The organism is Chryseobacterium luteum (assembly GCF_000737785.1).
GTDB lineage: Bacteria > Bacteroidota > Bacteroidia > Flavobacteriales > Weeksellaceae > Chryseobacterium > Chryseobacterium luteum.
In genome coordinates, this window is record NZ_JPRO01000010.1 from 1 (window position 1) to 20,257 (window position 20,257).

The following is a 20,257-nucleotide window of genomic DNA, read 5'->3' on the forward strand; positions in this document are numbered from 1 at the left end:
GCAAAATGCAGAATCCATGAGGTTTACGGAGCTGAGCATGCCAGAAAAGTGATCAAAGCTTCCCAAAAAGATTACGCAGAAAAATTCGGAGGCTAAAAAACAGCATTCCAAAATTATATTAAAGGCAGATGAATTTTCATCTGCCTTTTTTTATTTTCTTATTTGTAACTCACTTGACGGTTTTCCCATCAAGGAATGCTTTTATGCTTGATTGTGTTCATTAAATTATGAAGAAATATAATATCGGACAGATTTAATAAAACAATGGAATTTTTATTATATTTATAAAACTAATTACTATTTATTAATATTAAAATAATAAACTATGGACTTGTTCTATTTAATTCCGGTTTTCGGTGTTGTTGCTTTATTGTATACTTTCCTCCAGAGCAACTGGGTAAGTAAGCAGAATGCCGGCAACGAAAAAATGAAAATAATCAGCGGACATATTGCTGACGGTGCTATGGCTTTTCTAAAGGCCGAGTACAAGATTTTAACCTATTTTGTAGTTGTAGTATCCATATTGCTGGCTGTGATGGGAGCCAGTAATTCCAATTCCCACTGGAGTATTGGTATTGCCTTTGCCGTAGGAGCCGTATTTTCTGCTCTGGCAGGATTTATCGGAATGAAGATCGCTACAAAAGCCAATGTAAGAACTGCAGAGGCGGCAAGAACTTCACTCTCCAAAGCGCTGAAGGTTTCCTTTACAGGAGGTTCCGTTATGGGAATGGGAGTGGCAGGACTAGCGGTTCTTGGTTTAGGTGCTTTGTTTCTCATCATTAAACAGATCTTTGCTCCTGATGCAACAGTAGATTCTCATGAAATGGAAAAGACCATTGAAATTCTTACCGGATTTTCTCTGGGTGCAGAATCCATTGCCCAAAAAATTTTGCCAGAGTAGGCGGCGGTATTTATACAAAAGCCGCAGACGTAGGAGCCGACCTTGTAGGAAAAGTGGAAGCGGGAATTCCCGAAGATGACCCAAGAAATCCGGCTACTATTGCCGACAACGTAGGTGACAATGTAGGAGATGTAGCGGGTATGGGAGCCGATCTTTTCGGATCATATGTTGCCACGGTACTGGCGACAATGGTTTTGGGCAGGGAAACAATGTCTGATGATTCCTTCGGAGGCTTTGCGCCTATTCTCCTTCCAATGCTTATTGCCGGAACAGGGATCATTTTCTCTATGATAGGAACTTTATTTGTAAGGATCAATGACAATGAAGGTTCATCTACTTCCAGCGTACAGAATGCTTTGAATTTAGGCAACTGGGGAAGCATTGTGATCACAGCTATATCCTCTTATTTCTTAGTAACTTATCTTCTTCCCGAAAAAATGACGCTTAGAGGACATGAGTTCACTAAAATGGGTGTTTTTGGAGCTATAATGGTAGGGCTTGTAGTAGGTACTTTAATGAGTATCATCACAGAATATTATACGGCTATGGGGAAAAGACCTGTTTCCAGTATCGTAAGACAGTCCTCTACAGGTCATGCAACAAATATCATAGGCGGTCTGGCAGTGGGAATGGAGTCTACACTGCTTCCCATTCTTGTACTGGCAGGTGGTATTTACGGATCTTACCTGTGTGCCGGCCTTTACGGAGTGGCTATTGCAGCAGCCGGAATGATGGCCACTACTGCTATGCAGCTTGCTATTGACGCTTTTGGACCTATTGCGGACAATGCCGGAGGAATTGCTGAAATGAGTGAACTGCCGAAAGAAGTCCGTGAAAAAACAGATATCCTTGATGCTGTAGGAAATACCACAGCAGCGAGTGGAAAAGGATTTGCCATTGCTTCTGCAGCATTAACTGCATTGGCCTTATTTGCTGCCTTCGTAGGCATTGCAGGAATCGATGGAATTGATATATACAGGGCAGATGTTCTCGCAGGATTATTTGTAGGAGGAATGATACCATTTATATTCTCTTCACTTGCCATTACCGCTGTAGGACAGGCAGCGATGGCCATGGTAGAAGAAGTGAGAAGACAGTTCCGTGAAATTCCGGGTATTCTGGAAGGAAAAGCACAGCCGGAATACGAAAAGTGCGTTGCTATCTCCACAGATGCTTCCATCAGAAAAATGATGCTTCCGGGAGCTATTACCATTATTTCCCCTATTTTAGTCGGTTTCATATTCGGGCCTGAAGTTTTGGGCGGATTTTTAGCCGGAGCTACCGTATGTGGTGTTCTGATGGGAATGTTCCAGAATAATGCCGGAGGTGCCTGGGACAATGCTAAAAAATCATTTGAAAAAGGTGTTGATATCAATGGCCAGACCTACTATAAAGGTTCAGAGCCTCATAAAGCTTCCGTAACGGGAGATACAGTTGGAGATCCCTTTAAAGATACTTCAGGACCATCAATGAACATCCTGATCAAGCTGATGTCTATTGTTTCACTGGTTATTGCGCCCACATTGGCAGTCCTTCATAAAGATAAAATTGAGGCTAACAGAAAAGCTAAACTGGAAAGTCTGACAAAAGCATATAATGCCACCTTATCCACGGCAGGTGCAGGTCTTCAACCCGTTGTTCCTGGTTCTCCAAAAGAAATCAAAGGACACCTTAATGAAAACGGTGATTTTGTCTATGATACCGGAACGATACAGGAAATAAAGCTGAAAGGAGGAAAAACAATCACATTGGGAGAAGGAAGCAGACTGTTTCAGCTGTACAATGCTGTAAAACAGAAAGATCAGGCTCTAATGGACCCTAATAACTGGTATACGGTGGAAAATCTTTATTTTGAAACCGGATCAAGTGATCTGAAGCCGGGTTCAGATATACAGCTGAATAATCTTGCTGAAATTTTAAATGACTATCCCGATCTGAAAATAAAACTAGGCGGCTATACAGATAACACCGGAAACGAAGAAAACAATCAGAAATTATCCAACCTGAGAGCCCAGACAGCAAAGCTGAAGCTTTTGGAACTGGGTATTTCATCAGACAGGGTAGAAGCGGAAGGCTATGGCTCCCGGTACCCTGTTTGTGAAGCGAATGACACCGATGAGTGCAAAGCAAAGAACAGAAGAATTGATGTAAGAGTTCTTGCTCTTTAAATCAAAATAAACTCAATAAAAAAGCACTGCCCGAGGCGGTGCTTTTTTGATATCTGGCTAAAGATTTTTCTGGAGATGTTCCAAAGCCTCGATGATCAATTCATCCTTTTTAGCAAAGCTGAACCGTACATAATCGGAGTTCTGCCGTGAATTATAGAAGGCAGAAAGCGGAAGACATGCAGTTCCTTTCTCTATCGTCAGCCATTTTGAGAATTCTACATCAGTCATGGTTTTAGAGATATTTCTGAAATTGACGATCTGAAAGACGCTTCCTTCAGCCTTTTTTGTCGCTTCTAAAGGCGTAAATGCAATCATTTCGTTAAAAATATCTCTTTTACGCTCCATTGCATTCTTATTTTCAGAGGAATCGAATACCTCCAGGTATCTGGCAATCGCATATTGGGCAGGAGCATTGGCACTGTAAGAAATATATTGCTGATGACACCTGAATTTTGATGTAAGATATTCCGAAGCAAGCAAATAGCTGACTTTCCATCCGGAAGTATGAAACATTTTCCCGAAAGAAAAAATACAGAATGTCCTGTTTTTCAGTTCAGGATGAAGAAAAGAACTGTAATGTTCGATTCCGTCGTAGCAGTAGGTATCATAGATCTCTTCTGAAATAAGATAAATTTCCTGATGTTTTATAGATTCATACAGCTGGTTCCAGTCGTTTTGTTTCCAGACTGTTCCGGTCGGGTTTTGCGGTGAATTGACAATAATGGCTTTTGTTTTTCCGGAAATGCATTTTTGAAGCTTTTCCCAGTTTATGGTAAAATCCTGATCAAGATCATAATATACAGGAACGCCGCCATTCAGAACCACAGAAGGGCCGTAAGTGTAATAGGAAGGCTGAATGATAATAACCTCATCTCCTTGATTTAAAACAGATTTGAGAGCCGTATGTAAAGCAAAAGTTGCACACGGGATGACCGTTATTTCATTTTCTTTAAGTCTGATGCTGTTTTTACGGGCAGCATTAAATAAGATGATATTGTGAATGAGCAGAGGATTTCCCGCAAGCGGTTCGTAATGATGCGTGTCACAGTCTATTGCCTCCTTCAGAAAAAACTTCAGCCGTTCATCAATATCAAAATCCGGAAGGCCTAAAGACAGGTCAAAACTGCTATGCTTTTTGGCCAGCTCAGACATTTCCGTGAAAAAGGAGTAATGTGTAAATCCGTAAATTTTTTCCATCTGTATTGCACTTATATCAAATATAAGGAAAATAGACATTCGTTGAAGATTAAATAAAATTTGTTATTTTTAAGCAAATTATTATCATATGAAAAAAATACTGATCCCGTTGTTGGGGCTGGCGGTACTCGTCGGTTGCGGAACAGCGAAAACTTCTGAAGGAGCTTCTGCCCAATCCACATCTGTGGCAAAAGGTGATAAAGCATTTCTCTCTGCATATAAGACTATTAAGGCTGGTGAGCTAAAGAAAAACTTGTATGTAATTGCTTCTGATGAAATGGGCGGAAGAGATACGGGAAGTCCGGGTCAGAAGAAAGCAGGTGAATACATGATAAATTATTATAAAAATCTGGGAATTGCTTTCCCAAAAGCATTAGGCTCGTATTATCAGAAAGTTCCGGCTGATTTCATGAAGAAAAGAGGCGGCGGAAACCTTCCTGATTCTGAAAATATCCTTGCTTTTATTGAAGGAAGCGAAAAACCTGAGGAAATAGTAGTGATCTCTGCACATTATGATCACGTTGGGACTAAAAATGGAGTGGTTTACAACGGAGCCGATGATGACGGAAGCGGAACTGTCGCCGTTATGCAGATTGCGAAAGCCTTTCATGAAACTAAAAAGGCTGGAAACGGCCCGAAAAGATCCATTCTCTTTCTTCATGTAACAGGAGAGGAGCACGGTCTGTTCGGATCAGAATACTACACCAGCAATCCCATATTCCCGCTTGCCAATACGGTAGTTGATCTCAATATTGATATGATCGGCCGTGATGATGCTGAAAACAGAGGAAAACAGTATGTCTATGTAATCGGTTCCGAAATGTTGAGCTCCCAGCTTAAAGTCATCAATGAGGCTGCCAATAAAAAGACCAATAATTTAGAACTGAACTATAAATATGATGATCCGGCTGATCCCGAGCAGCTGTATTACCGCTCAGACCATTATAATTTCGCTAAAAATAATGTTCCGGTAGCTTTCTTCTTTGATGGTATTCATGAAGATTATCATAAGCCGACTGATGATCCTGAGAAAATTGATTATCCGTTGCTGGAGAAAAGAGCCCAGCTGGTTTTTGCCACGGCATGGGAAATTGCTAACAGGGCAGAAAGAATTGTAGTAGATAAGAAATAATTTATTTTTGCCTGTTCACCGCAAAGCTGCAGGAGGAAAATTGTTTTAACAGCATAAAATTTTATTGAAAATAAATGCACATTCAGAACATTAATAAATTCTTGCATCTTTGCGTTGACCGGCATAAACCTTATCCCTGTATCAATAGAAACGGGCTTTAACCACTAATTTATTAAATATCAAATGAATATAACCATCCGCGAAGCCAGTCTGGAAGATATCCCACAGATTCAGACCGTTAGAAACTCCGTAAAAGAAAATATCCTTTCCGATCCTGCGCTGGTAACCGACGCAGACTGCGAAGAATTTCTGTTCACAAGAGGAAAAGGCTGGGTATCTGAAACCGAATCCCGGATTGTCGGTTTTTCTATTGTAGATCTGAAAGAAAATAATATCTGGGCACTTTTTTTACATCCTGATTTTGAAAACCTCGGAATCGGAAGGAAGCTTCATGATATCATGCTTGACTGGTACTTTGAGCAAACCAGGGAAGATGTTTGGCCGGGAACAAGAGCTGCAACATTCTACAAAAAATCCGGCTGGAGCGAAACAGGAACTCATGGAAATGAGATCAGGTTTGAAATGTCGTATAATAACTGGAAAAACAGAAAGCAATGAAACAAAATGTAAAATCCATCAGGCCGTTTATCGGGGCTGAAAATTTTGAAATAAGCAGAAACTTTTACAGGGATCTAGGGTTTGAAGAAGTGGTTCTTGATCCTAAATTTTCCTTGTTTAAATGGCAGGAAACCGCATTCTATCTTCAGGATTACTATGCTAAAGATTGGGTGGACAATACCATGATCTTTATGGAAGTAGACAATACTGATGATTTCTGGACAGAGCTTCAGAGCCTGAATCTTACTGAAAAATATGAAAAAGTAAAACTTACACCCATGAGAACAATGGAGTGGGGGAAAGAATGCTTTGTACATGATCCGTCCGGAATCCTGTGGCACTTCGGCGAATTTTTTAATAAATAAAAACGGATGATTTACGCTTTTGATACCTATTATTATGAAGACCACGCGAATACGGTATGTATTGCATTTGAAGACTGGACTTCAGAAAATGAATCCGATATTTTTATTGAAAAAACAGAAATTTCTTCAGAATATGAGAGTGGTGCCTTTTACAAAAGAGAACTGCCCTGTATTTTGAGCTTATTAAAGAAAATAGAATTAAAAGAAGGAGATATTATCATAGTTGACGGCTATGTTACCCTTGATAATGAAGGTAAAACAGGTCTTGGAGGTTATCTCTATGAAGCCTTAGATCAGAAATATATAATTATCGGAATTGCAAAAAATGAGTTTGCATCCCCCGACTCCCAAAGAAGAAATGTCTTAAGAGGACAAAGCAAAACGCCACTGTTTCTCACAGCAAAAGGAACCGATGTAGACGGAATACTGCCTAAAATAGAACAAATGCACGGAGATTTCCGGATACCGGCGTTACTGAAAAAACTGGATCAGCTTTCCAGAGCATAATTTTTTTGCATAACAAAAGAATCTGTTTGATTTCTATATCCGGCAGCAATAATTGCTTATTGCCCTTGTTTTTCTCCGGTATTTCTAAAGTATTCTGTAAAACTGATAAATATCAGTTGTTTATTATTTTTATTGATTCTAAATAAATATAAATTTGTCTCATCAAAATAAACACTTATCTAATCATATCCATATCAATTTTTGTTTTTTAAGCCGGCAGATTCTATCTGTCGGTTTCTTTTTTTGAGCAGATCTGTCTGAACAGGATATTGAAAGAGATTTTTATAAAGGCTTTGATTCCAGTATTTCCAGTAAATCATGTTTTGAAAGCTTCCGGATGCCGGTTCCATCAGTCTGGAGCAGATTCTGAGCCAGTTCATTTTTCCTTTTCTGAAGGCTTAAGATCTTCTCTTCCACAGTATTTGAGCAGATAAGCCGCACGGCGATCACGTTTTTCGTCTGCCCGATCCGGTAACTCCGGTCGATAGCCTGATTTTCAGCCGCAGGATTCCACCATGGATCCACGAGGTAGATATAATCTGCCTGCGTAAGGTTAAGGCCCACACCGCCGGCTTTTAAACTGATCAGGAATACCCGTATTTCTTCATTCTCCTGAAAATTACTAACTGCCTTACCTCTGTTTTTGGTCTGCCCTGTAAGATATTCAAAAGGAATATTTTTATGTTCAAGCTCTGCTTTAAGTAAATCCAGCATCTCCACAAATTGTGAGAATACAAGGATTTTATGATCTTTAGATTTACTCTGGATCTGTTCCATCAGTATCTCTATTTTCACGGCATGATCGCCGGAATAGCCTTCTTTTAAAAGCAACGGAGAATTACAGATCTGCCTGAGCCTTGTAAGTCCGGTCAGGACATGCATGCTGTTTTTATTAAGATCATCGTCATCATTGGCTGCAATAAATTCGCGGAGCTCCTTTTCGTAAGCATCATAAATCTTGCGCTGTTCAGCATCCATTTCGCAGTAGATCACCATTTCTGTTTTTTCCGGAAGCTCTTTCGCAACCTGCTTTTTTGTTCTCCGGAGAATAAACGGCTTTATTTTCTGCTGAAGTTCCTGAGCACGCTTACCATATTCAAACTTATCAATAGGAACGGCATAAATATCTTTAAAATACTGCTTGCTTCCCAGAAGTCCCGGGCATGCAAAAGAAAGCTGGCTGTAAAGATCAAAAGTATTATTTTCAATAGGAGTTCCCGTAAGAACGATCCTGTTTCTTGTATTCAGCAGTCTTGCTGCCTTATATCTTTCCGAATTAGGATTTTTAATAGTCTGCGATTCATCAAGGAAAACACAGTTGAACCGGAAATCTTTCAGAAATCGGATATCAGAAAGCAGCATTCCGTAGCTCGTAAGTATTACCTCATGTTCAGAAAAATGTTCCGTGGTTTTCAGCCGGTCCGCTCCGTAATGGGTCATTATCTTTATAGAAGGAGCAAACTTACTGATTTCTTCCTGCCAGTTGAAGAGCAGGGAAGTAGGAACCACCACAAGATTGGTAACATGTCCCCGTTTTTCGCGCTGGGAAAGCATAAATGCGATTACCTGAAGCGTTTTTCCGAGACCCATATCATCGGCCAGGCATCCTCCGAAGCTGAAACTGTCCAAAAAGTTCAGCCAGTTCAATCCGTCATGCTGATAATCCCTCAGCACCGCATTTAATCCGGAAGGAATATTGATTTGAGGAATATCCTTAACAGACGAGAACTGAAGAGAATAAGAGGAAAGCTCTTCCTGTACCTCGCTGCTTAAAATATCTTTTTCAAACAGTGAGGACACTTCAGTAAAATTGATCTTTGGGATTTTAAGATCTTCCGCATCAATTTCCCCGATCCGGAAAAATTCATTCATCCTGTTGATCCATTCTTCCGGGAGAACGCCAAGCGTGCCATCGTCCAGCTGTACGAATTTACTTCTGTTGCGGATGGCGCGGTGAAGCTGTTTCAGGGCTGCCTCTTTCTGCCCGAAGCTTACCTTTAATTTAGCATTGAACCAATCCTGTCCGCTGGTAATCTGAATGTTGATCCTGGCTTTGTGTGAATTGAGTTTAGTGTTTTTAAGCTCATTGAATCCCAGAATGACAACCCCTTCACTTCTCCATATTTCAAAAGCATGAAGAAACCAGTCCTGATCCAGAAATTTATCCTTATGCAGATAAAAATAATCATAACCGTCCATCTGTGCTTCAAAGTCAGGGTGCTGCTTCATGATAAGAGATGTAAAGCGGGCTTCTTCTGCATCACTCCGGTCAATTTTAAATACATTACCATTCCGGTCCGTACCGAAAAGCTGTTTCCTGGAATAGACGGGAACCTCTGCCTGTCCATACTTCATAACCGGAGTTAAAGCGACATAATTTCCCTGCTGGCGGAGATAAATGATGCGTTCGTTACGGTGCTTTTCTTCTTCAAGCTGTACTGGCGTTGCGGGCTGTATATATTTGTAATTGATTTGAATACGTTCTTCAAGTGAAGAAAGTACGTTCTGCATGAATGCTTCATATTTGGAGGCATGAACAAGAAGAATTTCATTATTGGCTTTAAAAAATTTAATCACCCGAAGCATATCAGGATCATCCACAAAGCTGAAACTGTTTCTGTTGTAAACAAAATAATCATTCCTGATCATTACATTTTTAAAAGGAATGGAAATATCATTGAACTGAAGCTCGCCCGTCACTTCATAAAAAGGGTCTTTTTTAAATACTGAAAGCTGTATTTCTGCCTGTAAAACTTCAAGATGCACAGGAACAAGAGACTTTGATGAAACTGTTTCAGACAGTTCCCGGTCATGATAATAAGTCTCCAGCCCGAGCGGGTTCAGGACAATGATTTTAAGAGCTTCAAGTTCTGCTGTATTGTACTCTTCATTATAATTATTCTGAAACGCCGAAACAGCGGTATAGAATTTAATATGAAGAGGATCCTCAGCTTTCCAGATAAGCTGCATGGCATCAACGGGATTTACCGGGTTTTTAATTTTCCCGGACTGTGTAGCCTCAGCTTCCATCAGGGAAAAGTTTAGATGACTGTAATAGCGGTGCCTGCCTATGACCAGTATTTTTCTTTTTCCGCCGTCCTGCAATGCCAGTTCATGAATTACTGATGATCGGCGGGGTAGAAGATGCTGCTTAAAAACATCCTCATCAATAGCTAGCATTTCCCTGATCTTAGGCCGGGCCTCAACTTGATCATCAGTATATTCCAGTTCAAAATACAGATCAAGGTCCGGTTCATTTTCCAAACCATAATTTTTGGCTTTGGCAATGAACAGCTTCTTACGGAGAAAAGGATCAAAAAAAGTCCTGAATTTTTTTTCCTCTATAATGCAGTGGATAATTTCTGCCTGATGCTCACAAAGTTTTTCTTTGGAACTGCTGCAGGTACAAGTACTTACTATGGAGCTGCCTATCTGGCTTACAGAAACATCCGGAAAATCTTTTAGCGGAGATCTTTTGGAAAAAACCCCGTTATTATTTTCAATGGCAGCAGGGTAGATGTTATTAAAATCCCCGGTCTCCAGGAATGCACTTCCCGAGGTATGTTTCAGAAGATCATACACAGAAAGTGTGCTGATGCTCATATTTTCAAGAATATATGCTGCCATGAACACGCGAATTTACAAAAAAGTACAGCAACAGTGCAATATAATGATAACGAATAGATAAGCCTTTGATAGAGCGTGTTTTGACGAAACTGAAAGCCTTATCGTATGCTTTGAATACCAATAATACTATTCAATTCTGTTTTATCATACGAATAATAAATATTTTATCGTTATTATTGTACAATATTTAAATTCAGGAATAAAATAAATGAATTTAAGAAGATTATAATTTTTTTTTAATGACAAGCAAGATTATAGGAGTCGGCAATTATATTCCGCCGGAGACAATTACAAATTTATTTTTTGACCAGCATCATTTTATTAATAAAAACGGAGAGTCATTAAAGGAAGCAAATGATATTATTGCCAGAAAGCTCAAGGAAATTACCGGCATCGAAGAAAGAAGATATGCATCTGAAGACCAGGTGACTTCAGATCTGGGACTGATTGCAGCACAGAGAGCAATAGAAAATTCAAAAATAGATCCTGAAACACTGGATTATATCATATTTGCCCACAATTTTGGCGATGTCCGTTTTGGCACCATTCAGTCGGACAGTGTTCCGAGCCTTGCCTCAAGAGTAAAGCATCTGCTGAAGATCAAAAATAATTTCTGTGTGGCCTATGATGTTCTGTTCGGGTGTCCGGGCTGGATAGAAGGGGTGATACAGGCTAATGCCTTCATCAGATCGGGTATTGCAAAACGATGCCTTGTTATTGGTGCTGAAACTCTTTCCAGAGTAGTTGATGTTCACGACAGAGACAGTATGATCTATGCGGACGGTGCAGGAGCAGTTATCATGGAAATCAGTGAAGATGATAGAGGCATACAGTCCCATTTATCGGCTTCTTATACCCTGAATGAAAAAGACTATCTTTTCTTTGGCAAGTCATACAATAATGAAAGCTGTCCTGATACGAAATATATCAAAATGGAAGGCAGGAAAATCTATGAGTTTGCCCTTGTCAATGTGGCAGATGCTATGAAAAAGTGCCTGGATGCAAGCGGATATTCTATAGATCAACTCGACAAAATTATCATCCATCAGGCTAATGAGAAAATGGATGAGGCGATTGTAAAACGTTTTTATCAGCTTTATGATTTAACAATGCCGGAGAATGTTATGCCGATGGTGATCGATAAATTAGGTAACAGCAGCGTAGCTACGATTCCAACTTTGCTTACGATGATCCTGAACGGAGAACTTCCTTCCCATGAAATAAAAGAAGGACATGTGGTTTTGTTTGCCTCTGTGGGAGCAGGGATGAATATCAATTCATTTGTCTATAAATTCTAATATAACTTACCGGAAGAGAATCACAGTTTATACTCATTATTTCTCTTCTTTTGAAAAAAGGCCCGGATTTTAAAATCTGGGCCTTTCATTATTGATCAGGCAGGTTTTCCCGAAAAATATAAATTATTCTAAAATCCTTTTTGGCTACAGGTTAGTCCAATTTGGCAACTTCAGCCTTTATCCTAATTTGCAACTTTGTCCTGTTAATTTAATACAGAACAACATGAGAACAATTTTTATAACAGGCGCTTCCACAGGATTAGGAAAAGCAGCAGCCCAATTATTTCAAAGCAGAGGCTGGAATGTTATTGCTACAATGAGAAATCCTGACGCGGCTCCTGAGCTTGCGGCTTTGGAGAATGTAACGGTTCTTCCCCTTGATGTTACCAATCCGGAACAGATAAAATCAACTGTTTATAAAGCTCTGGAACTGAGTAATGTGGATGTGGTTTTCAATAATGCAGGATATGGACTGATTGGTCCGCTGGAAGCTTTAACGGATGAACAGATCTTAAAACAGCTGGACACCAACCTTCTGGGAGTGATCCGCGTAACGAAGGCTTTTATCCCGTATTTCAGAGAGAAAAAAAGCGGGTTGTTTATTTCCACCACTTCTATTGGAGGACTGATTGCATTTCCGCTTGGATCAACCTATCATGCCACCAAATGGGCTCTGGAAGGGTGGAGCGAGAGTTTAGCTTACGAATTGAACAGGTTTGGCATCGATATTAAAACGGTTTCTCCCGGAGGAATTAAGACCGATTTTGTAAGCCGTTCCCTGGATGCGGCAACGAGTCCGGAATACGAAGAAATGACCAGTTCCCTTTTTTCCAATATGGAAGGAATGATGGAGGCTGCTTCCGAGCCTGAAGAGATTGCTGAGGTGGTGTATGAAGCAGCTACAGACGGCAAGAAACAGTTGAGATATGTAGCAGGAGAAGATGCAAAAGCATTATATGCACAACGTCTTGAAATGGGGGATGAGGTTTTCAGAGCACAATTCGGTAAACAGTTTATCTAAGAAATTTAAATATGGGGGCAGCATAAATCCATTTATGCTGTCTTTTAAATTTAAAAACCGGTTTAAACTTATATTTTACTTAGCTGGCCAATCGCAAAGGCGCAAAGATTTTATCTGCGATAAAATTTAAACAGAAATTTTTAAAATCTCGCTGATTTGGCAGATTACGCAGGTTTTTATAACTGAAATAAATCTGCTCAATCTCCCTAGCCTGAGTGAGGAATCTGTTTCTTTAGTAATTATTTCTGCACCATCAATTTTATTGAATACAATTTAAACAGGCTCTAACTTTTTACTTATAGAATTTTTGCTGAAAATCTTTTATTTTTTACGCTTTAAAACATCCATACAGTTAAAAAAAACTTTGCGCCTTTGCTATTTTCCAATAAAGAAGTTTAAACAAATGCTAAATATTAATACATTTATATCATGGAAAAGAAAGATACTCCTATGAAAATTTCGTCCATATCGGAACTTCACCATCTTTTGAAGCTTCCCAAACCGCTGCACCCTTTGGTGAGCCTGGTAGATAATACGAAAATGACAGTTGACAAAGAAATGCTGAACAGAAGTTTCCACCTGGATTTTTATAAAATATCGTACAAATTTTCCGAACATGGAAAGATGGGGTATGGACAGGGATATTATGATTTTAATGAAGGAGGCATGCTCTTTACTTCTCCGGGACAGATTCTTTCTACCGATTCGGAGGAAGAATATTGCGGATATACGCTGCTGATACACCCTGATTTTATACGGACTTATCCACTGGCCAAGAATATCAGAAAATTCGGTTTCTTTTCTTATGATACCAATGAGGCACTGCATCTGTCCGATCAGGAAAGAACAACGATAACCGGATTGCTGGACCATATCAGCAATGAGCTGAATACGGCTATTGATGAGATCAGCCAGGATGTTATTGTTTCTTATATTGAAGTTCTGCTGAATTACAGCAACCGTTTTTATAAAAGACAGTTTATCACAAGAAAAGCAATGAACAGCGACCTGTTGTCTAAAATGGAGATGATACTGGAAAATTATTTCAACAGGCAGGAAACATTAAACCGGGGGCTTCCCACAGTGGAATTCCTGGCCTCAGAAATGAACCTTTCACCCCATTACCTCAGTGATATGCTCCGAAATCTTACCGGACAGAATGCGCAGCAGCATATTCATGAGAAGCTTATTGAAAAGGCTAAGGAATATCTTACCGTTACCAGTTTTTCAGTGTCGGAAGTGGCTTATGCTTTGGGATTTGAGCATCCGCAGTCTTTTAATAAACTGTTTAAAAAGAAAACAAATAAAACTCCTTTAAGCTACAGACAGTTGTTTAATTGATATATACACATAAGGCAAACACCCTTCTTGAAATGAGCAATATAGCAAATGGGTAATGCACAAAGTAATTATCTTTGGTTTATTAAGGTAAAACTTTACAAAGATGTAGTGTCGTAGTTTTGTTGGATGACATATACTAAATCGGGCTTGGTAAAAACTGGCGAAAGTAAACTTCTGCTTAAAGATAGGTTAATGATGCTGTGATAATTATATACTATTTCAATTTTTCTGTTATATTTGGGATGCTTTGCAACAGCTAAGGCAATCTGATAACCGACAGACAAAATAACAATGGATTCTACAATTATTTTAAACAACTATTGGAAGCAATTCGTAGGGCATATCTGCGAATTTTACCCGCTCGAAAAAAGTTTTATAGCACAATGGGAGTATGAGCTCAACTGGCGGTCGCTAAGCCGCAACAGGACACTTGATTGGGACGATGATTTTATGGAACAGTATCAGGAGCGCCTCATCTGGCATGAAGTGGCATGGAATGATGCAATCATTTGGGATATACCTAAAATTGAAAAATTTAAGAAGAGGCTCGACTGGTATTACCTTCAGCAAAATGTAAACCTTGTATTAAGTGAGACACTTATCGAGAAATACCGCAAAAAATTAGGTTATGTTGTAGACAGTAACCTGTACCTTACCGAGACTTTAAAAGAAAAATACGGGCTTACCGTTTATCCTGACAGGAAATATGGTACCAAGCCCAAAGATCCGTTACTGGAAGACAATCTGCCAGAATACCTGCACAATTTGGGTAAGGGCAATAATGAGGCAGCTCTCTATGAAAAATTATTTCTGCCTGTTGTACAGGAAAGCAATATAGAGGCGATATTTAACGCCAAATTCGATTACAGCCAGCGGTACTATTTTCTTGAGGCAAAGGACCATGACATACATGGGCTTACGCCTGAATTTGAACCGGTAAAAAAGATTGAGAACTTTACAGAATTTATAAATGGACAGTTTGTAGGACTGCTAAAAGAGGAAGTTACTCTCAGGAACGGCTCGTTGCAGGAAGGTCCCGACCGCTTGTTGGAAGTGCCGAGATTTCGTCTTGAGCGTGTTTACAATGATACCACACTGCTGGTGAGTGAGAATGTAAAAGCAGTACTTGAAAGGTTCAGCCTGCCTGAAGAGCATCTATTCCACCCGGTAAAGATGCAGCACCGCAAAATAAAATCGGACACCCGGTATTATATCTTTCAGGTTGCGGGTAATACAATACTCAAAGACCTAGATTTTGAAAACTGCAGTTTCAGATTCCGAAGCCCTTATGCAGATAAGGAATCGGCTCTGGATGAACCGTTGGGTTACACGCTTAAAAACTTTGAGCATCTCGTTGAAACAGAAAAGGAACTTCGCGAGAAATATGACCAATATATAGAAGTGCGTCCGGATGTATATCTACTGCGAACGGACAAGGATATGTATTCCCAGCCGGACCATAGGAAAATAATAATCAACGACTTCCTGAAGCAGGCACTGGAAAAAGCATTCCCTAATCAGATGTACTTTAAGTCGGCACAACTGGTTTCCATAAAAATGGACCAGAAAATGTACGACAGCAAGGCTTTGGTTAACCGTGGTGAGGGCATAAGCGCAAAACCTATCTATATCCCATCTGAAGCCGATCTTTTCTTCCAGGCAAAAATGCAGCGCCTTGAGAATTCGAAAGAAGTTATCACCCCCGAAATGACAACGGATGATGCTTTCCGTGCGAAAGAATTGGAGCTAAACGTATTCTTTCCCGAGGAATTTAAGGACAAGATACTGTCTAAGAAGCTGAAAATAAGAGGCTACAAAATGCTTAAGCCAGCGAATTATTACAGCGATAACGAGTATGTGGGCAGAACGCCTGAAAGCTATAAATCGGTTGTCATTGCCGAAAATGGATATGGCGACAGCATCAATCTTCTGTTAGAAAAAGACAGCGATTACATGCTTCAGGATGTGTACTATGAATTTCTGCATGAGACAGGTCAGGTGAAAAAGCTGGGGCACTAAATGCTATAGAACGAATCCATGAGTACAAAGAAATTCTTTTGGAAAGGCTAAGATTTATTATAGTAAAACCACACGAAAGGATTCGTGCGGTAGCAGGGACAAACCTAATTCTGAAATTGACATTTATTTGCCAATAAAGACAAACAATCCAATATGACAAATGCTTTATGAAGAATTATAAAAAAGAACTTATCGATAAAATTGGCTACACTGAACTTGTTTATGGACGAATTAAAAAGAAACTAACACTTGACTTTACAAATGACAAAATTGAAGAGCTTATTTTAGCAATTATTTCAGAAACAGACGAACACGATTTTATAAAAACCGGTAAAAATATTTATATTACAGACAATATTAGAAACATCAGACTGACAATTAACTCTTACACAAACAGAATAATAACAGCGGACAAGCTGAACAAGATAAAAAATGCAAAAAACAAACAAATTAGCTAATATTGGTTTGGAAATATGGCGGCTTAAGTATTTATATGCTACACTTTGTTCAAGGTTTAACAGCAAGAATTCTAACGAAAAATCCGCCACATCACAAGCAAAAACGTTGTGTGTCATACTACCAAAATACCATTAAAATGAAATTAAAATTAGATAGACAAAACATCGTTATCCTTTGTTGCATATTTTTGATTGTTAGTACAACTTCTTGCATTCAAGGTCAAACAAATAAAGAAAAACACGCAGAACAGACTAAAACTGATCCCCAATTATTGAAATACACAACCGGAGTGCGGTCATTTTTGGAAGACAGTAAAGGCAATATTTGGTTTGGCAGCCACAATGAAGGAGTGTGTTTATTTCAAAATGGTAAGTTTCAATATTTCACAACCGAAAATGGGCTAAGTAATAATCAGGTAAGAAATATTTATGAAGATAAAAACGGTCTTGTATGGTTTGAATGTGGCAAAGGATTAAGTATTTATGATGGAAAAAAAGTATCTGTTTACAAAGAAAGAAATTACGATTCCACTACACAATGGAAATTAGCAGATAAGGACATTTGGTTTAAAGGTGACGAACTGGAGGGCTACAACAGATTTGAAAAGAAATCTGGAGTCTATCAGTATGACGGAAAAAAACTTTCCTATCGCACATTTCCTGTAATACCAAAATCAGCAGATGAGCTTAGGTTTCATTATGCTATTTCAACACCTTTTTTAAAAGGTAAAAATGGCACAATCTGGTTTGGAGCTTACAAAGCGTTAATTGGATATAATGGCTCAGATTTTAAAATAATAACTGATGAATCTCTTGGTCTCGACGAAACGACAGGTTTTCTACATATCCGGGGGTTTTTAGAAGATAGCAAAGGAAATCTGTGGATTGCCAATAATGGTAGCGGTGTTTTCAAATATAACGGTAAAGAAGTAATTAATTTCACAGCACAACACAAATTGAAAAAAGAGGACACCAAAGGCAATTCACTTGAAAGAGCTTATTCTATTGGAGAGGATGCTGAAGGAAATATTTGGATTGGAACAGTAGAATCTGGAGTATGGAGATACGATGGTACTTCTGTTAAAAATTTTACTGAACGGGACGGACTTGGGAGTAAGTTCATTTCGACCATATATAAAAGCAAACAAGGTGAATTATGGTTTGGCGGAAATGGGGTTTATCAATTCAATGGTAAGTCTTTTGAAAGAAAATTTTAATGCCCGTATAAAACCCAAATACACCGTTTGGGCACTACGAAAGCTAAAGTGCTAAAATGAAACGTTTCAGCAATGGTTATGGTTTGTTCTGTAATAAAATTTATAGGGTTAAAATAAAAAAACAGTTGATATCTGATTGTTGCAAGCTCAGTTTGATGTTGCTATAATTATCTGAATTTAAAACTAATGCATCCGCTGAAAGGTCATTATGGTAATTTCTCCTTTAAGTAAATATTCCATTTAACTTAATGAATACTTTAGCTACCAAAGTTTTACTCTGCTTTCCGGTTTAAGATAAAGTTGGTCATTTTTCTTAATATTAAAAGTTTTATACCAAATATCAATATTTCTCACCACACCATTTACACGGTATTGGGCAGGTGCGTGATAATCTTTTTCGGCACTTAAACGGTATGCTTCTGGGGTATAAAGGCTTCTGTTCACTTGTGCAAAAGACAAAAAGTATCTTTGATCAGGTGTAAAACCGTTGAGGTTTTTCTTTTCATCCGGATGATCTTTCAGATAGAGTTGATAGGCTGCGTGAGCAACGACAACACCCGTAAGGTCACCTATATTTTCTCCAAGTGTTTGTTTTCCATTTAAATGAATTCCCTCTAAAGGCGAAAAGTCGTTATATTGTTCTACCAGAAGCTGAGTGCGGTTCTCGAATTGTTTTCTTGTTTCCGATGTCCACCAATCGCGCATTACACCATTGCCGTCAAACTGAGACCCCTGATCATCGAAACAATGCCCTAACTCGTGCCCGATAGTAACACCTATTGCACCGAAATTAACCGCTGCATCTGCATAAGGGTCAAAGAAGATGGGCTGTAGAATACCAGCGGGGAATTCTATCGAATTATATAATTTACTGCTTGTGGCATCAACAGTCTGCGGCATCTGATACCATTCCTTACTGGTGAATTTTTTATCAAGAAGTGATCTTTCATAATCCCAATTCGCTCTTGCGATCAGCTGTTCGTTGTCAACCGGGGTTTCTGTATTAAATTTTAATGATGAATAATCTCGCCAAACCTCCGGATATCCAATTCTGACTGTTACTGCATTCAGTTTATCTATTGCTTCCTTTCTGCTTTTCTCATCCAGCCAATCCAGTTTTTTAAGTCTTTCCGAGAATGCTCTGCGAACATATCCAACCAGATCTTTGATGCTTTTGAGATAGGATTCAGGAAAATACTTTTCAACATAAAGTTTTCCAACCAGCTGTCCCAAGCGATTGTTTACATACTGAATTGATTTTTGCTCTCTGGGAACATCGGTTGGAATACCGCTGAGCTGAGTTCCGTAAAAATCAAAATGATTCTGTCGAAAGTCTTTTGATAAAATGGTAGAGTAGTTGACAATCCAATGAAATGCAAGATAGGATGACCAGACATCCACTGGTGTTTCGGCAAATAGCTGCGCTTTTGCCTTAATTGCTGAATCTGCCTGTAAAATCACCTGATCTACATCGGCAACCTGTCTTTCGGTAAGAAATATTTTCCACGGAAAACCTGGTGCATACGTATTTAAATCTACAGTATTGATCACGTGGGAATTTATTTTGCTGTCACGCATCTGAGCCGGAGTCCATTGTAAGGCGGCTAATTTTGTTTCAATGTTCAGGATGTCATCAGCACGTTGGTCAGCGTTTTTTATACCTGCCAAATTAAATGTACGGATGATGTATTCTCTGTAAGCTTTTCGGTGCTTGATGTTGGCAGCGTCATCCTTCGTATAATAGTCGGGAGCAGGTAATCCGATGCCGCTCTCATTTAAAGAAACTAAAAATTGGCTTCTGTCATTAAGGTCGGGTCCTGTATGAATAGCAATGATCGAGAAAGATTTTGGATCGGCCATCCATTTTGCAACTTCTTCATAACTATGAACAGCGAGAATGTTTTTAAGATCATTCTCAATGGGCTTAATACCCAGTTTGTCCATATGATCCGTATCTAAATATCCTAAGTAAACCGAGCTGATCTGCCCTAGAGACTTATTTGCCGAATGACCTGTTTTAGCTCCTTCACGGATCATATCACTGATCCTTAGATTAATTTTATCTTTAGCTTCACTGAAACTGTTAAAGCCCGAAGTACCGGCAGGAATTGATGATGATTTTAACCAACCCTCATTCACATAAGTGTAAAAATCATTACCAGGTTTGACCGACTTACTGATGAAGCGAGTTTCAATTCCCCAATCTCCAAAAGCAGCCTTGCCACCATTAGCTTTGGGTTTCTGCGCTTTAATAATAAACATCGAAGGCATCAAAGTAAACAGAAAAATTATTCTCCTTAATTTTCTACTTTCTATAAAAGTAAATTTTGATTTTGGTAAAAATGCGGAAGAATTTGGAAGTGAGATTGGTAGGTTCATCTTTTCTCG

General features: G+C 39.1%; 13 protein-coding genes and 1 pseudogene. 11 read left to right on the top strand and 3 right to left on the bottom strand.

From position 1 onward, the window contains the following. Window positions 1–325: 325 nt before the first annotated feature. A pseudogene (locus IX38_RS11730) lies at window positions 326–3,069 on the top strand (sodium-translocating pyrophosphatase). Between the two features lie 57 nt (window positions 3,070–3,126). On the opposite strand, the gene IX38_RS11735 reads toward IX38_RS11730, so the two are convergent. Next, on the bottom strand, window positions 3,127–4,266 hold the full coding sequence (locus tag IX38_RS11735; RefSeq protein WP_034705417.1) for an aminotransferase class I/II-fold pyridoxal phosphate-dependent enzyme: 1,140 nt from the start codon (window positions 4,264–4,266) through the stop codon (window positions 3,127–3,129). An 88-nt stretch (window positions 4,267–4,354) separates the two neighbouring features. Here IX38_RS11735 and IX38_RS11740 point away from each other — a divergent pair, with 88 nt between their 5' ends. The 4 genes from IX38_RS11740 to IX38_RS11755 all read left to right on the top strand — a co-directional run bounded on the left by IX38_RS11740 (window position 4,355) and on the right by IX38_RS11755 (window position 6,888). After that, window positions 4,355–5,398, top strand: a complete 1,044-nt coding sequence (locus IX38_RS11740; RefSeq protein ID WP_034705214.1) for a M28 family metallopeptidase — start codon at window positions 4,355–4,357, stop codon at window positions 5,396–5,398. Window positions 5,399–5,581: 183 nt separating this feature from the next. Then, window positions 5,582–6,016 carry a GNAT family N-acetyltransferase gene (locus IX38_RS11745; RefSeq protein ID WP_051884665.1) on the top strand — a complete coding sequence of 145 codons (435 nt, stop codon included), beginning with the start codon at window positions 5,582–5,584 and terminating at the stop codon, window positions 6,014–6,016. Beyond that, entirely contained in the window at window positions 6,013–6,381 is a 369-nt protein-coding gene (locus IX38_RS11750; RefSeq protein ID WP_034705216.1) for a VOC family protein, read from the top strand. The genes IX38_RS11745 and IX38_RS11750 overlap by 4 nt, the downstream gene beginning before the upstream one ends. Window positions 6,382–6,387: 6 nt before the next feature. Continuing rightward, window positions 6,388–6,888: an endonuclease V gene (locus IX38_RS11755; RefSeq protein WP_034705218.1), complete on the top strand. Its 501-nt coding sequence runs from the start codon at window positions 6,388–6,390 to the stop codon at window positions 6,886–6,888. A 282-nt stretch (window positions 6,889–7,170) separates the two neighbouring features. On the opposite strand, the gene IX38_RS11760 is transcribed toward IX38_RS11755, so the two are convergent. After that, window positions 7,171–10,515: a DEAD/DEAH box helicase gene (locus IX38_RS11760; protein ID WP_034705220.1), complete on the bottom strand. Its 3,345-nt coding sequence runs from the start codon at window positions 10,513–10,515 to the stop codon at window positions 7,171–7,173. A gap of 239 nt (window positions 10,516–10,754) precedes the next feature. On the opposite strand from IX38_RS11760, the gene IX38_RS11765 reads away from it, so the two are divergent. From IX38_RS11765 to IX38_RS11790, 6 genes are all read left to right on the top strand, one after another. Next, entirely contained in the window at window positions 10,755–11,813 is a 1,059-nt protein-coding gene (locus IX38_RS11765; protein ID WP_034705222.1) for a 3-oxoacyl-ACP synthase III family protein, read from the top strand. A 223-nt stretch (window positions 11,814–12,036) separates the two neighbouring features. Further along, window positions 12,037–12,834 (top strand): SDR family oxidoreductase, encoded by a 798-nt coding sequence (locus IX38_RS11770; protein ID WP_034705224.1) that lies wholly within the window; start codon window positions 12,037–12,039, stop codon window positions 12,832–12,834. Between the two features lie 429 nt (window positions 12,835–13,263). Then, the gene (locus tag IX38_RS11775) at window positions 13,264–14,175 is read left to right on the top strand and encodes a helix-turn-helix domain-containing protein (protein WP_034705226.1); all 912 of its coding nucleotides are present in this window, start codon (window positions 13,264–13,266) and stop codon (window positions 14,173–14,175) included. Between the two features lie 291 nt (window positions 14,176–14,466). Continuing rightward, on the top strand, window positions 14,467–16,194 hold the full coding sequence (locus IX38_RS11780; protein WP_034705227.1) for a hypothetical protein: 1,728 nt from the start codon (window positions 14,467–14,469) through the stop codon (window positions 16,192–16,194). A gap of 167 nt (window positions 16,195–16,361) precedes the next feature. Further along, window positions 16,362–16,652, top strand: a complete 291-nt coding sequence (locus tag IX38_RS11785; RefSeq protein ID WP_034705229.1) for a DUF3781 domain-containing protein — start codon at window positions 16,362–16,364, stop codon at window positions 16,650–16,652. A 137-nt stretch (window positions 16,653–16,789) separates the two neighbouring features. Next, window positions 16,790–17,869 carry a ligand-binding sensor domain-containing protein gene (locus IX38_RS11790; RefSeq protein WP_165570731.1) on the top strand — a complete coding sequence of 360 codons (1,080 nt, stop codon included), beginning with the start codon at window positions 16,790–16,792 and terminating at the stop codon, window positions 17,867–17,869. A 261-nt stretch (window positions 17,870–18,130) separates the two neighbouring features. Here the strand turns inward: IX38_RS11790 and IX38_RS11795 are convergent, their stop codons facing one another. Continuing rightward, window positions 18,131–20,131: a M13 family metallopeptidase gene (locus IX38_RS11795; RefSeq protein ID WP_051884668.1), complete on the bottom strand. Its 2,001-nt coding sequence runs from the start codon at window positions 20,129–20,131 to the stop codon at window positions 18,131–18,133. Between the last annotated feature and the right edge of the window lie 126 nt (window positions 20,132–20,257).